The sequence below is a fragment of the Hoeflea algicola genome (assembly GCF_026619415.1).
In the GTDB taxonomy this organism is placed as follows: Bacteria; Pseudomonadota; Alphaproteobacteria; order Rhizobiales; family Rhizobiaceae; genus Hoeflea; species Hoeflea algicola.
On sequence record NZ_JAOVZR010000001.1, the window covers coordinates 2888527 to 2902411 of the forward strand.

Genomic DNA, 13885 nt, shown 5'->3' on the forward strand with positions numbered 1-13885 from the left:
TCCAATCAGAAGAGGTGGCGGCAGATCACATCAAGACCATTTTCAAGAGGGATATCGACGGCTTCAGCCCGTATCGAGACTAAAGATGGTCGGCTGAATTTTTTAGCGGAACTCCATCAAAACGCACAATCAAACATCAGTTCTTCCCTGACTCCGTTTCCGGCTCCGTTGTATCCACAGCACAAGAACGGTTGGGCAAATTCGTTGTGCTGGTCAATAGAATTTGTCCCCCTCCCCAATAACATGGGCTGTCTTGGTGCCGTTGCGGACCAGTTTTGCAAGCCGGTGCCAATCGCTGAATTATGCTTTGGAGGGTAGAATGGCACTCAAGAACACATTCCGCATTTGTGTAGCGGCAGCTGTAATCTGGGCGACGGGAGCCCAGGCAGAAACGGTCCTGCGTTTTGGGCATCCCAATGTCGCTGGCGAAGTTTCAAGCAAGCTTTATGACGAGTTCGTCGAGCGGATTGCCGAACGGACGGACGGCGAAATCAAGATTCAGGTTTTCCCCGGCGAGCAGCTCGGCAAGGAAACCGATATGGTCCAGCAGTTGCGGGATGGCGTGCTTGACATAACCGCTGCCTCGATGGCTGCGGCGAGTACGCTCGTTCCGGCTATGGAAATCCCCAGCACGCCGTTCCTGTGGAGCAACTGGCTTGAAGCCGAGGCTGTCATCTCCGGCGCGGCAATGCAGCCAGCCTTTGACGAGCTTGAGGAAACCCACAACATCATTTCGCTGACCAAGATCTGGTACTGGGGATGGCGCAACTTCACCCTTTCTGAAAAGGAAGTACGCACCCCCGACGACATGAAGGGCTTGAAGATCCGCGTGCCGGAATCGCCTGTCTGGGTCGAGATGATCCGTGGCATCGGCGCCGCACCGACCCCTATTCCGTTCAGCGATGTTTACACCGCGCTGCAGCAGGGCACTGTCGACGGTCAGGAAAACCCGATCCCGACGATCTATGCACGCAAGTTCTATGAGGTTCAGAAATACATCGTTCTGTCGCGTCACATGCTGCAGAACAATTTGATCCTGATGAACAAGAATTCGTTTGCTGCCCTGGAGCCGCGTCATCAGCGCATCATCCTCGAGGAAGTCGGCGCCGCCTCTGCCAAGATGACCCTGCTGCAGCAGCGCGCAGAGGAAGACATGCTGGAAGAAATCGTCGCCACCGGAAAGGTCACCGTCATCGATGATCCCGATCGCGCCGCCTTTGCCGAAAAGTCGACCGAAGCAGTCTTCACCGCGCTTTCCGAGCGTTGGGGTGAGGAAAACATCTCGCGGGTGCGCGCCACCATCAAGAGCATTCGCGAACAATAAGTCATGCATGAATGCCGGACCGCTTAACCCGGTCCGGCATTTTTCACTCACGCTGGGAGGCCGCAGTGAAGTTTGTTATCAAGCTCGACAATTGCATACGGCAGATCGAGCATCACTTGTTGTGGGTGTTGCTGGCCACGATTTTCGTCATCCTCACAGCCACCGTCTTCTGCCGATACGTGCTCGGAACACCGATCACCTGGACTGAAGAATTCCTGACGATGGTGTTTACCTGGATGGTGTTCATCGGCGCCAGTTCGGCGCTGTCGACCCATCAGCATATCCGCATCGACTTCATGCTGCGCATACTTCCGGCACGGTTTGACAAACTGGCCGCGATTGCCGCGGTTTTCGTCTGTCTGGCTGTGTTTGCCGTGCTCATTCACTTCGGCCTGAAATATGTTCACACCACCTGGAACGATCTGACCCCGATGATGGGCGTCACTTTCGGCTTCTACACACTTGCGCTTCCGGTCACGAGCCTGTGCGCGGCGCTGCATGTCATTCGTATTTGCCTTGAAACGGGCGTTCGGACGGCACTGCAGAGCACGCTTGAGCAACAGAACGAAGTGGAAATCAGCGCATGATCGTTACCCTGGTTCTTGTGCTTGTTCTGATGTTGCTGATCGGCGTCCCGACCGCCTACGCGCTCGCGGCATCGGCAATCGCGGTGATCTGGCTTGAAGGCATTCCGCTGACGATTGCGGTGCAACGCATGACTTCCGGCCTGCAATCGTTTCCGCTGCTTGCCATTCCGCTGTTCATTCTTGCCGGCACCCTGATGAACTCCTCCGGCATCTCGGAGCGCCTGTTCGCGCTGACCGGTGCACTGGTTGGCCATATCCGCGGCGGCATGGCCTACGTCAATGTTCTGACCAACGTCTTCATGTCGGGAATATCCGGTTCGTCGCTTGCCGATTGCGCCGCCACAACGCGCGTCTTCGTGCCCCAGATGGTCAAGCACGGTTTCGACAAGGGCTTCAGCGTTGCACTGACCGCCTCGTCCGCGGTCCTGGCTCCGGTGATCCCTCCATCCATCCTGCTGGTGATCTATGGCTGGCAGGCCAATGTCTCGATCGGCGATCTTTTTGTGGCCGGCATCGTCCCGGGCCTGGTCATCGCCATTGCGCTTCTGGGCACCGTCGCCGTCATAACCCGGCAGCGCGGTTTTGGCCGTGGTCCGGACTTCTCCGGACGGGCCTTGCTCAACTCATTCTTCGATGCATCCTGGGCACTGCTGATGCCCGTCATCATTATCGTCGGCTTCCGCATGGGCATTTTCACCGCAACAGAGGTTGCCGCGATCGCTGCCGGCTATGCCTTTGTCGTCGGACTGTTTGTCTACCGCACGCTGAGTTTCCGTGAACTGCCTGATATTTTTGCGGGTGCGGCACGCGACACCTCTTCCATTCTCATCATCGCGGCAACCGCCGCACCGTTCGGATGGATCCTGTCTGTCGGGCAAGCCCCGCAGCAGATGCTGTCGTTCCTGACCGGTGTTTCCGATAATCCCTTCGTCATCCTGTTGCTGATCAACATCATCCTTCTGGTGCTCGGCACCTTCATGGAGACGCTGGTGCTGATTATCATCCTGGTTCCAATCCTGTTGCCGCTGATCCAGTCGCTGGGCATCGATCCGGTGCATTTCGGCATTGTCATGATCATCAACCTCGTCATCGGTCAGTTGACACCGCCGCTTGGCGTCTTGATGTATGTGACCTGCGGGATCTCGGGAACCAGCATCGGTGAGTTCATCCGAGCGATCAAACCGTTCCTGATCGCCCTGATCATCGCGCTTCTGGTGATTACCTACATACCCGCACTCGCCTTGTATCCGACCGCATTGTTGCGGTGATCGGGACTAGGCCGGCGCTTGGCATCCGGTGAAAGCCACGCCGGATCTGACAAAATATGGAAAGGGCGCCCGCGGAAAACCGGGTGCCCTTTCTTGCATTTGCCTTACATCATCCGAGCCGCAAGACCGGTCCGACCGAAACCAAAACGCCGTGCTTCCAAAGGGAGGCACGGCGTGATGATGAACTTGATAGAGAGCCTGAATGGGGCGTATCAGGCTCTCAGCCTGCCGCGTCAGGCAACGGTGTTGCGCAAGCGGCCGATCTTTTCGATCTCCACAACGATCTCGTCACCTGACTTCATCGGTCCGACACCCGACGGCGTACCGGTAATGATCAGATCGCCAGGCAACAGCGTCATGATGCTCGACACGAATTCAAAGATTCTGGCTATCGGAAAGATCATGTCGCTGGTGTTGGACGACTGGCGCAACTCACCATTCTGCCAGAGCTTGATATCTACATTGTCGGCGTCGAGATCTGTTTCGATGCAGGGACCGACCGGCTTGTAGGTATCGAAGGACTTGGCGCGCGTGAACTGGCCATCGGCCCGCTGCAAATCGCGATTGGAGACATCATTGGCGCAGGTGTAGCCAAGGATATGTTTTGCAGCGTCCCCGGCGGCAACGTTGCGCGCGGTTTTACCGACGACGATGCCGATTTCCGCCTCGAAGTCGACGCGCTGGGTTTGGCTGTCGAGTACAATTTCCTCGCCATCGGCGATGATGGCCGAAGGCGCGCACATGAACAACATCGGCTCGGCCGGCACGGCAACACCCGACTCCTTGGCATGGAGCGTGTAGTTTAGGCCGACGCAAACCAGTTTGCTCGGCGCCACTGGCGCAAGCACGCTGACGGAATCAAGCGGCAGCACCTGGCCGCTCTTGTTGATCGAATCGAAGGGTTGGCCGGACAGGACAGCAACATTGTCGCCCTCCAGTACCCCATAGGATGTATTGCCTTCATGAATGAAGCGGATGATTTTCATCTGTTTTACCTCAGAGTGGATCGCGTCAAGACGCGGACGGGAAATAAGGTTGCATGGCCTCTCGGCTTGCAAGGATCGAATGCTCCGCATCGGGAATCTGAAAGGTTTCCACCGTGACGTAGCGGTCAAATCCGCTTTCCACGACGGCATTCATGGCGGCGGCGATATCGTAGCTGCCGTCACCAACCGGAAGCCGGTCGGAATCCGTAATGTGAAAATGCCAGAACAGATCGCCGGCCTCGCGGATGGCGTCAGTTACCGTTTCTTGCTCGGTAAGAATATGCGCCGTGTCCAGCATGACGCCAAGATTGGCAACGCCAAGTTCGCGAACGAACGCGCAGGTCTCACGCGTGGTCATGAGGCAGTTGGCATAGTTCCGGTTCACGGGTTCAAGCACGATCGGCACCTCGGGAAAAGCACGCGTCGATGCTTCGATGGCCTCGCCGATCCAGTCCAGCGTCTGCTGGCTGGCGACGTCCTCGCGGTAGCGACCGCGAAGCCGGCCGATATTGACCATGGCACCGTATTCTGCGGCCAGATCCATCGACGCCTTCATCCGGTCTATCGCCTGCTGTCTGCGCAGCGGATCCGGGTCAGCAAATGACAGTCCGTCCTGGCCGTAAACTTCGCCGGTACAGACTGCCGGCATATCCAGGCCAGTCTTGCCGATTGCATCTGCAAGGGCACGCCTGTCGATTTGTGCCGGATTGCAGACAAGCAGCTCCACACCGGTGTAACCGGTGCGGGCTATGGTCTCTAGTGTGGCGGCAATCGGACCCTGGATTGCTGTCACCTGCGCCGGCTCGACGTCAGGCGTTGCATACATGTAAGCAAGCTTCATGACGGCTGAAACCGAAAGTCGTTTTGTTCTGCAAGCTTCTGATGAATCACTTCCTTGCGGACAACGCTGACATTGGGAATGGCAAACTCCTGGATATTGAAATACTCGGATTTGCCCTGCTTGCCATTAGCGACCTGCATCACCAGTTCAACGATCTCGTCGCCGACCTGTTTCAGCGACTTGGTGCCTTCGAGTACATCCCCGGCACTCAGATCGATATCGTCCTCCATCGCCCGATAGGTCTCGTTGTTGGAACTGATCTTCAGCACAGGTGCAATGCAGGAACCCGTCGGGGTGCCCTTGCCCGTGGTGAACAGCACCATGTGGGCGCCGCCGGCGACCTTGCCGGTCACCGATGCGATGTCGAAGCCCGGCGTGTCCATGATAACCACGCCCTTTTCCGTCGGCCGCTCGCCATATTTGACGATCTGCACGATCGGTTGCGTTCCCGCCTTGTAGATGCACCCCAGCGACTTTTCCTCGATGGTGGTAAGTCCACCCTCGATGTTACCGGGCGAGATGAACACACCGCTGTCATCCTGGGTGGTCATCGACAACTCGATTTCATATTCCTTGATGAGCTTCATCAGATCCTGCTTGATCTGGTCGTTCTTGCCCCGGCGCCACAACACCCGTTCTGCGCCGACCATCTCGGTGATCTCGGAAAGCACCACGGTTCCGCCCGCGCCCACCAGCACATCAGCGGCTTCTCCAACTGCCGGATTGGCGGTCAGTCCGGAAAACGCATCCGATGAACCGCATTCCAGAGCGATGATCAGTTCGCTGACATCGCCATCGTCTTGCGGTTCACTCGGGATCTGTTGACGCAAGCGCTCCACGGTCTCGATACCGGTATCGCGTGTCGCGCGCGCGCCGCCCTGTTTCTGCACCACCAGCATTTCCACGGGCTTGCCTGTCGCCTTAATCGCATCGGTGATGCGCACGGCTGACGCGGTTTCGCATCCCAGACTCAAGACCAGCACAGCGCCGACATTGGGATGGCAGCCATGGCCGATGAATGTGTCTTCGGTGGTGGTGTTTTCCACAGCGTCGAAAGTGCAGCCGTAAGGATGCATGAAAGTCACGGCGCCGGTCTTGGTCGCGATGTCGAGCGCCACCCGATTGACGCACGAGACCGTGGGAATGACCAGGATATGATTGCGGATGCCGATGGATCCGTCTGTGCGGCGATAACCCTTAAACTTCATCATATCCACCTCCGTTTTCATTTGGATTTGCGTCGAAACGTCTGCCTTTAGCGCCACGGCAGTTGTGAACATGGACCCAATGCCCGGCCTTGATGGCTGCCAAGGCGACGCCGATCACTTCGCCATATTTGCAGATTTGTTCATTGGCAGCGATGTCGCGCAGCGCGATCTTGTGGCCCCGGGGAATACGCTCTTCGACCTGAAGCGGCATGCCGTTGCCAATGCCGGTCACCAGCACCGTTTCCGACGGTAACAGCTCGGCCGTTGCAGTTGCAACGTGGTCAATCTCTTTGATCTGAATGGCGGTCTTTTTCAAAATCAGACTCCGTGGGCTACATGAACAGGTGAGGCAGGAAGGTCGACAATTGCGGGAACAGGATCGTCAGAACAAGCACCAGCAGCATCGCCGCAAGGAACGGCAACACGGCTCGTGAGGCTTCCGCAAACCGGACATCGGCGATCTTCGCCGCCGTCATCAGGGTCACGCCCAGCGGCGGCGTATTGGCCCCGATGCACAAGTTGACGACGAACATGACGCCAAAATGCAGCGGATCGATACCGTATTGCACAACCACCGGCATCAGTATCGGGATCAGAATGATGATCAGCGCATTGCTTTCCATGAACGTGCCGAGCAGCAGCAGCAGGAAATTGAGCAGGATCAGGAAGGTCAACGGATCCGGCGCGACGGCTGAAAAGAACCCTGTCAGTTGCTGGGGAATCTGTTCGGTGGTGATGATCCAGGCGAACAGATGCGAAATCGCCACGATCAACTGAACCGGGACGGCGATGCGCACGACCTTCATGCTGATCGCCATCATGTCGGAGATTTTGACTTCGCGGTAAATCACCACCGACAGCAGGAATGCATAGACCACGGCCAGCACCGCAGCTTCCGTCACCGTGACGATGCCACCCAATATGCCGCCGAGAATGATGACCGGAAGCAGCAGCGGCAACACCGAGTCCGACAGTGCAGCGATGAATTCACGCAAACCGGCACGCTCGCCACCACCATAACCACGACGTTTGCTGATGATGAACGAGATGGTGATGAGCGCCGCTGCCATCAGAATACCTGGGACAAGGCCGCCGATCAGCAGGCCGGCGATCGAAATATTACCGGTAGCGCCAAGGATGACCATCGTCAGGCTGGGCGGAATGAGCGAGGCGAGGACGCCGCTGCAGCCCTGAAGGGCGGCGGCAAAGCCGGCGGCGTAGCGCTTGGCCTTCATCGCCGGAATCATGATCGAGCCAATCGCCGCCGTGTCGCCGATCGCCGATCCCGACAGCGCGCCGAACAGGGCGCTGCCACACACCGTAACCGCGGCAAGCCCGCCTGCAATGTGCCCGATCATGGCATTGGCCAGACGCATCATCCGCTGCGTGATGCCCCCATGTTCCATCAGTACGCCGGCGAAGACGAACATCGGCAAGGCCAGGAAGGGGTAGGAATAGATCCCCGCCGCTGATCGTTGCGCGACCAGTGCGAGATTGATGTCCATGAACCAGAGATAGGTAAGGCAGGCGAAACCGATGGCAAAGGCGATCGGTACGTTGATGATGATCAGTCCAAAAAGGAGGATGAAGAGAACGATACTCATTGCGCGACCTCATTTCCCGAAGTCCCGCGCAGCGCGTGAACAAGTGCCTCAAGAGAAACCAGCGTCAGCAGCCCGCCGCCCAACAAGACGCCTATGTATTGCCAGCTTCCCGAGATCTTCAGCCCGGGCATCAGGGATTCCCAGGCCGTCTCTGCGATAACGAAGGCGCCATAGGTCAGGGCGCAGTTGAAAATGAGGATCACAATCGCACCGAGTATCTGCATCAAGCGCTTCAATCCGTCCGGCAGCAGATCGACAAACACGTCAATGGCAACATGCTCCTTGCGCTCCAGCATCAATGCCGAGCCCAGAAATGTCATCCACACCATCAGCAGCAGCGCCAGCTCCTCAGACCAGACAAGCGGCGCCTCCAGCAGATAACGCCAGATGATTTGCCCGAACATGACGCCGGTCATGGCCAGAAGCATCAGCATCAGCATCCACTCGACCAGCTTGATGATGGTTTTCTTGATTGCAAAAAAGGTTGACCCATGGTCGATCCGATCCGAGACGGCTTGGGCGGAGTGCAATACCCCGCCCAAGACACTTGATTTACTTAGAGTATTTGCGAACCAGATTGAGAAGGTCTTCACCGAAGACGCCCTCATATTTGTCCCAGACGGGCTGGACCTTTTCATTGAACGCGGCCGAATCAGGCCGGGTGACTTTCATACCGGCAGCTTCGAGCTTGGCGAGAACTTCCTCGTCGCTGTTGCGGATCATCTCGCGCTCTTTTTCCTTCCAGATCTCGGCCTTTTCCAGAAGAATCGTCTGCTGTTCCTCGGTCAGCTTTTCCCAAGCCTGTTTCGAGATGGTCAGCACGGCCGAACCCCAGATATGACCGGAAAGCGCGAGGTTATCCTGAACTTCGTTGAACTTCGAAGCATAGATAGTCGCCAGCGGATTTTCCTGACCGTCGACAACCTTCTGCTGCAGCGATGTGAAGACTTCCGAAAACGCCATCGGTGTCGGCAGTGCGCCAAGCTCGCGGAAAGTGTCCAGGCGCAGCTCGGCTTCCGGAACGCGCAGCTTGATGCCCTTCAGGTCGTCGGGCGTATTGATCGGCCGAACCGAGTTGGTGATGTGACGGTAGCCGCTCTCCCACCAGCTCAGCGTGTTGATGCTCTTGGTGGCAAGAATTTCGGCGAGCGCGTCGCCGAGTTCGCCATCGAGAGCGGCATAGGCATGTTCGCGTGTCGGCCAGGCATAAGGCAATTCCTCGATGATGAGGCGCTTGTCGAGCACCTGAAGGGCGCCAGTACCAAACAGACCCATCTCGACTGTGCCGAGCTGAAGACCTTCAGCCATTTCGCGGTCGCCGCCGAGCTGCGAGCTTGGGTAGACCTGGATGATGACTTCATCGCCGGTTGCTTCGGCAACGTCCTTGGCCATCCCTTCCAAAGCGATCTGCCAGGGGTGATCGGCCGCAAACACATGCCCGACCTTCAACGTCGTTTCCGCCTGTGCGAAACCGGCGCCCATGACAATGCCGACACTCACCAATCCGGCCATGAGCGATGCTGTTCTTTTTGCTATGTACTGCATGTTCTCTCTTTTCTCCCGTTAGGGCTTGCTAAGGAACCGTTGTATGATTTGGCTGTAGGTGTCGATCGCGCCCAGATAGGCGTCGATCGACAGATGCTCATCGGTCTGGTGTGCCTGTTGCGGATCACCCGGACCGAGGATGACGATGTCGCCGCCGATTTCGGCAAAGGCCGACCCATCGGTGAAGTACTGAGCGCCATGCACGGCGCCTCCATCGGGGGTCTTTTCAGAAAGGACGGACCGGCAGTCGGCAACGATTCTGGCGCTGTCCTTTGTTGACACACCCGTGAGATCAAGGATGGTCTCAACCTCGAACCGGACGCCTTCATCCTCTGCCACAATTTTTGCTGTTATCGCTTCGATCTGCGAGATGATGTCACGGTGGCTTTGGCCCGGAACCGTGCGGATGTCGATGGTTAACTGCGATCGATCGGGAATGACATTGCAGCTTTTGCCGCCGTTGAAGGAGGTGACAACGCAGGTCGGGTCAGACAACAGCGCCGAGGAAGACTTGCCAATCGGCACGGCCTTCAGGTGCTGGTAGAACAGATGTAGTTTTTCAACGGCATTGATTCCCGCTTCAGGCATCGAGCCATGGGCGGTTTTTCCAAAGCACGTGATCCGCAACCACAGCACGCCCTTGTGCTCGATCACCAGCCGCCCGCTTGTCGGTTCAGCGATGATCATCGCATCGAAATTGGAAAGCTGTCGCTCGCGAACCATCGTCAACGCACCGAGCGCGCCGATCTCCTCAGCATAGGTGGCGGCGAAAACCAGTTCGCCACACCATTGCGAAGGCGCCAACTGGCTGTGCCGCATGAATGCATAGAGAAGGGCAACAAGGCCGCCCTTCATGTCGGCTGTGCCGCGGCCATACATGCAGCCATCTTCGATCACGCCGCCGAAAGGATCATGCCGCCATGGTGCATCACCAATCGGCACCGTGTCCAAATGACCGCTCAGAACCAACCGGGGACCCGGCGAACCACCACGCAGGGTCGCGACCAGATTTGCCTGAACTGCATTTTCTTCAAAGATGGTTGCCGCAATGCCGGCTGTTGCCAACCGCGCCTCAAGCATGCGTGCGAGCGCCAATTCGTTCCCCGGAGGTGAAACCGAGTCAAAACTCACGACCTGCTGGAGAAAGGCAAGCGCGTCACGCTGTTCTGTACGCAAGGGGGGATGTTCACTCAATAACCAGTCCTCCGAAACCTGCAGTGAGCCTACCGGCCTGTCGGCAAAAAACTATTGACCACGGCAATGAAAAGAGTGTTAGATATTTGTACCGAGGATACAAAGAAGGGCCGCGCAATTTTGGTTTCGAATTGCCGAAGGGGATTGATTTCATGGCCTTAACGGTCGAGCAGGTCCTTGACCTGCCTGCGATGCACGGAAGTGCATTGCTTGCCGGCAAAAACGGAACCAATCGAATTGTCGAGACTGCGACGGTGCTGGATGCACCCGATGCTGTGCGCTGGCTACGGGGCCGGGAATTGGTCCTTACGTCGACCTACCCGCTGCTTCAGCTGCGCAACAATCTGGACAAGTTTGTTCATGATCTGGTCGATCATGGCGCGTCCGGCCTCGGCCTCAAGCTGAACAGGTACATGAAGAGCGTTCCACAGGAGATGATCGACTGCGCCAATGCCCTCGATTTCCCCATTTTGGTCGTTCCGGAAAATGCTGCCTGGGTCGAGATCATCACCCCCGTGATGTCGAGTTTCTTCGAAACCCGCGCACCGAGGGTGGCGCAGCCCGAGTCGCTAGGCGGGCGTTTCGGCCAGATCATGCTGCCGGACATCTCTCTTGAGCAACTGCTTGCCGAGCTCAGCAAGATGATGTCGAACCCGATCGTGGTGATCAGTCCGATGGATGGCCTGTCTCTCAGCGCGCCACACAAAAGCGAAGCGGACATTCAGGCAGCCCTGACGCTTTTGGAGGAGGACGGCTGGAAAAGCGAGTGCCTTGACCCGGCCAATGATCTCCACCGGCGGACAGGCCGGGGTACGAGCATTGTATTCTCGCCCTACGAACGTGCCAATGACATGATTGGCAACCTCGTCGTGGTGGAGAAGACACGAAAGCTCACCGGTGCGGATCTGGAAGATCTGGTTTATGCCAAAATGCTGATTTCGCTCAAGATTCGTCAAAACCGAACCGACCAGAGCGTTATCTTTGAACGGCAAAACGAGTTCGTTCTTTCCTTGACCGACCGCAGTATAGGCAGCCAGAACGTTTCTGCGCTCACCGCACGCTACGCGGCAATCGGCAAACGGCTTCATCCCCGTTATGTCTGCATCATCATCGCTTTTCAGGAAGTTGACACCGATCATTTTCGAGCCCTGTCCAGCGCCTTGCGGGTGCACTTCACCAAATCTGACGGACCTATTACGGGGGTCATCAATAACGAACAGGTTGTTGTCATGGTTCCGGAGGACGACGACGGGATTTGCCGCCCCGACGTTCTGACAGAACAAATCAACACACAAATGCGCAAGATCGGTGCACATGCGGCGATCTGGTCTGCCGGTGTAAGCCAGGTTACCACGGTCAATCATTTCTATCGTGCCTACGAACAGGCCAAACAGGCGCTGGACCATGGTCGCAGTGCAAACGGGGTTGGCGTACACCTGTATGATGAAACGGGATTTTACCGCCTGTTTTCACGCAGCTCGATGCAGCCCGACGTGCAGCGCTTTGTTCACGAATGGCTTGGCACGCTGATAGAGCATGACCAGAAGAACAAGGTAAACCTGCTCGAAACCTTCCGCACATTTCTCGACTGCGATACCAACTACCGGGAAACCGCACGGGCATTGAACATCCACCATAACACTGTGCGCTATCGCATTGGTCTTGTGGTTTCGATGACCCATAAAAAGGCGCTGCAGCCCAAGCTCAGGCTGCATTATCACCTCGCCCTCAAACTCCTGCCGCTGGTGTCGTGAGCTAATAAAGAGATGAAGAGGCTGGACTTTCCATGGCCGCACGGGGTGTGGCGAGCAGTCGGCAGACTGCACCGTACTTTCCCATTGAAGGCAAACCGAAAAAATTGATCTCGAAAACCCGAATATTCGATCGTCAACACCCCAAGATCGAAAGGACTTTCGGTAAGCTGATTGAGCGCGGCAAATCCATATCGTAATTACCCACCCCCTTGCCATGCACCACAATGTCTGAATCCATGATGATATGGATCGGACTGATTTGCAGCAGCTGAGCAAGGACGAATTGATCGAGATGGTGCTTCGGCTCCAACGGCCTTCCAAGGATTCTCGGACGTCTTCCAAGCCGCCCTCGACGGACAAGAAAGAGAAACGCGTCAACTCACGACCGGGTGGAGCCAAGCCCGGGCATGAACCCCACAATAGGGTGCTGGCGGATTTTGCCGACATGTTTCGCGATCATGAACCGACCGCCTGCAAGAGATGCGGCCATGCGTTTTCCGGTGATGATACGATGGTGCTGGCCGGGGCCTATGACGAGATCGATATTCCTGCGATCCGTCCTCATGTCACCCGGCATCGGCGTTTTTCCTGTCATTGCCCGCAATGCGGCACGACAACAAAAGCCACCGCACCTGCCGTGGCAACCGCAACGCCGTTCGGGCCAGGCATTCACGCGCTGGCGATCTACCTCAAGAGTTTCCATGCATTGTCTTACGAACGCCTGAGCGGTGTGTTCATGGATATCTTCGGCCTTAATGTGAGCGAGGGCGCGATCATGAACATGTTTTCCCGCTCCCGTCCGAGCTTCCAGGCCACAGCACAGGCCGCCAAGGCCAGCCTTCGAGCCGCCCGCGTTGTCGCCAGCGACGAAACCGGTGTGCGTATCGAGGGCACAAATGCCCAACACTGGGTTTTTCATTGCAAGGATGCTGTTGTCCACCAGCCCGATTACTCCCGTGCAGCACGGGTCGTTCACGAGACCATGGGCGGCCATGTCCCCGAGGTATGGATATCTGATCGGTATTCAGCCCAGCAATCTCACGGCCATCGACATCAAACCTGCCTTGCACATTTGGCGCGTGATACAGCCTTTGCGCTGGAACATGGCGAGGATGATCTCCCTCTTCGCTTCCAGCTTTGGTTTGGCCGTGTGTTTGATTTCGCCAGAGCCATAAGCACATTCGCTGCGTCTACCGTCGCAAGCAAGAAGCGCAAATTCGATAAACAGCTTGCCGGGCTTCTATGCGCCCCGACTTCGTGCGACCTGGCCCAAAAGCTCCAGGCCAAGATCGGGCGGGCCCGCGATCAGCTGCTGACGTTTTGCGACTATCCCGGAGAAGTCGATGTCACCAACAACACATCTGAGCGAAAGCTCCGTCCATGGGTCATTCAGCGAAAGGTGACAAACGGATATCGCGCCATGTGGGCCGCCCAAGCCGAGGCGGATGTACGCACGACCATCGACACCGCCCGCCTCAAAGGCGCAAACCCCTTCCAGGTCATCGCATCCGTCCTGGCATAGGCCGGTAGAAGAACCGGAAATCACGAATTCGGGGGTGGGTAATTACTCCATA

At 57.0% G+C, this 13885-nt stretch carries 13 protein-coding genes; 5 read left to right on the plus strand and 8 right to left on the minus strand.

What is annotated here, in order from left to right; genetic code table 11:
• Positions 1-319: 319 nt before the first annotated feature.
• The 3 genes from OEG84_RS14135 to OEG84_RS14145 all read left to right on the plus strand — a co-directional run bounded on the left by OEG84_RS14135 (position 320) and on the right by OEG84_RS14145 (position 3179).
• Positions 320-1324 carry a TRAP transporter substrate-binding protein gene (locus tag OEG84_RS14135; RefSeq protein ID WP_267654339.1) on the plus strand — a complete coding sequence of 335 codons (1005 nt, stop codon included), beginning with the start codon at positions 320-322 and terminating at the stop codon, positions 1322-1324.
• Positions 1325-1389: 65 nt separating this feature from the next.
• Positions 1390-1911: a TRAP transporter small permease gene (locus tag OEG84_RS14140; protein ID WP_267654340.1), complete on the plus strand. Its 522-nt coding sequence runs from the start codon at positions 1390-1392 to the stop codon at positions 1909-1911.
• Complete coding sequence (locus tag OEG84_RS14145; protein ID WP_267654341.1) at positions 1908-3179, plus strand: TRAP transporter large permease; 1272 nt, start codon at positions 1908-1910, stop codon at positions 3177-3179. Before OEG84_RS14140 ends, OEG84_RS14145 begins: the two co-directional genes overlap by 4 nt.
• 233 nt (positions 3180-3412) lie before the next feature.
• Here OEG84_RS14145 and OEG84_RS14150 read toward each other — a convergent pair whose 3' ends face one another.
• The 8 genes from OEG84_RS14150 to OEG84_RS14185 are packed head-to-tail and all read right to left on the minus strand — an operon-like array spanning position 3413 to position 10557.
• Complete coding sequence (locus OEG84_RS14150) at positions 3413-4165, minus strand: fumarylacetoacetate hydrolase family protein (protein ID WP_267654342.1); 753 nt, start codon at positions 4163-4165, stop codon at positions 3413-3415.
• Between the two features lie 25 nt (positions 4166-4190).
• The gene (locus tag OEG84_RS14155; RefSeq protein WP_267654343.1) at positions 4191-5006 is read right to left on the minus strand and encodes a sugar phosphate isomerase/epimerase family protein; all 816 of its coding nucleotides are present in this window, start codon (positions 5004-5006) and stop codon (positions 4191-4193) included.
• Complete coding sequence (locus OEG84_RS14160) at positions 5003-6217, minus strand: UxaA family hydrolase (protein WP_267654344.1); 1215 nt, start codon at positions 6215-6217, stop codon at positions 5003-5005. Before OEG84_RS14160 ends, OEG84_RS14155 begins: the two co-directional genes overlap by 4 nt.
• Positions 6204-6530: a UxaA family hydrolase gene (locus tag OEG84_RS14165; RefSeq protein WP_267654345.1), complete on the minus strand. Its 327-nt coding sequence runs from the start codon at positions 6528-6530 to the stop codon at positions 6204-6206. Before OEG84_RS14165 ends, OEG84_RS14160 begins: the two co-directional genes overlap by 14 nt.
• A gap of 16 nt (positions 6531-6546) precedes the next feature.
• Entirely contained in the window at positions 6547-7818 is a 1272-nt protein-coding gene (locus OEG84_RS14170) for a TRAP transporter large permease (RefSeq protein ID WP_267654346.1), read from the minus strand.
• Positions 7815-8360 (minus strand): TRAP transporter small permease, encoded by a 546-nt coding sequence (locus tag OEG84_RS14175; RefSeq protein WP_267654347.1) that lies wholly within the window; start codon positions 8358-8360, stop codon positions 7815-7817. The genes OEG84_RS14170 and OEG84_RS14175 overlap by 4 nt, the downstream gene beginning before the upstream one ends.
• A 10-nt stretch (positions 8361-8370) precedes the next feature.
• Positions 8371-9330, minus strand: a complete 960-nt coding sequence (locus tag OEG84_RS14180; RefSeq protein ID WP_267654348.1) for a TRAP transporter substrate-binding protein — start codon at positions 9328-9330, stop codon at positions 8371-8373.
• Between the two features lie 51 nt (positions 9331-9381).
• Positions 9382-10557, minus strand: a complete 1176-nt coding sequence (locus OEG84_RS14185) for a M20 family metallopeptidase (protein ID WP_267654349.1) — start codon at positions 10555-10557, stop codon at positions 9382-9384.
• A 23-nt stretch (positions 10558-10580) separates the two neighbouring features.
• Here OEG84_RS14185 and OEG84_RS14190 point away from each other — a divergent pair, with 23 nt between their 5' ends.
• Together OEG84_RS14190 and tnpC are read left to right on the plus strand one after the other, a co-directional pair.
• Entirely contained in the window at positions 10581-12311 is a 1731-nt protein-coding gene (locus tag OEG84_RS14190; RefSeq protein WP_267654350.1) for a PucR family transcriptional regulator, read from the plus strand.
• Between the two features lie 244 nt (positions 12312-12555).
• Entirely contained in the window at positions 12556-13833 is a 1278-nt protein-coding gene (gene tnpC, locus OEG84_RS14195; RefSeq protein ID WP_267651873.1) for an IS66 family transposase, read from the plus strand.
• The last annotated feature ends 52 nt before the right edge of the window (positions 13834-13885 follow it).

Bases quoted from the DNA above. Each gene is read 5' to 3' on its own strand.
- OEG84_RS14135 (WP_267654339.1), top strand. From the start codon at position 320: ATGGCACTCAAGAACACATTCCGCATTTGTGTAGCGGCAGCTGTAATC.
- OEG84_RS14145 (WP_267654341.1), top strand. From the start codon at position 1,908: ATGATCGTTACCCTGGTTCTTGTGCTTGTTCTGATGTTGCTGATCGGC.
- OEG84_RS14150 (WP_267654342.1), bottom strand. From the start codon at position 4,165: ATGAAAATCATCCGCTTCATTCATGAAGGCAATACATCCTATGGGGTA.
- OEG84_RS14155 (WP_267654343.1), bottom strand. From the start codon at position 5,006: ATGAAGCTTGCTTACATGTATGCAACGCCTGACGTCGAGCCGGCGCAG.
- OEG84_RS14160 (WP_267654344.1), bottom strand. From the start codon at position 6,217: ATGATGAAGTTTAAGGGTTATCGCCGCACAGACGGATCCATCGGCATC.
- OEG84_RS14170 (WP_267654346.1), bottom strand. From the start codon at position 7,818: ATGAGTATCGTTCTCTTCATCCTCCTTTTTGGACTGATCATCATCAAC.
- OEG84_RS14180 (WP_267654348.1), bottom strand. From the start codon at position 9,330: ATGGCCGGATTGGTGAGTGTCGGCATTGTCATGGGCGCCGGTTTCGCA.
- tnpC (WP_267651873.1), top strand. From the start codon at position 12,556: ATGGATCGGACTGATTTGCAGCAGCTGAGCAAGGACGAATTGATCGAG.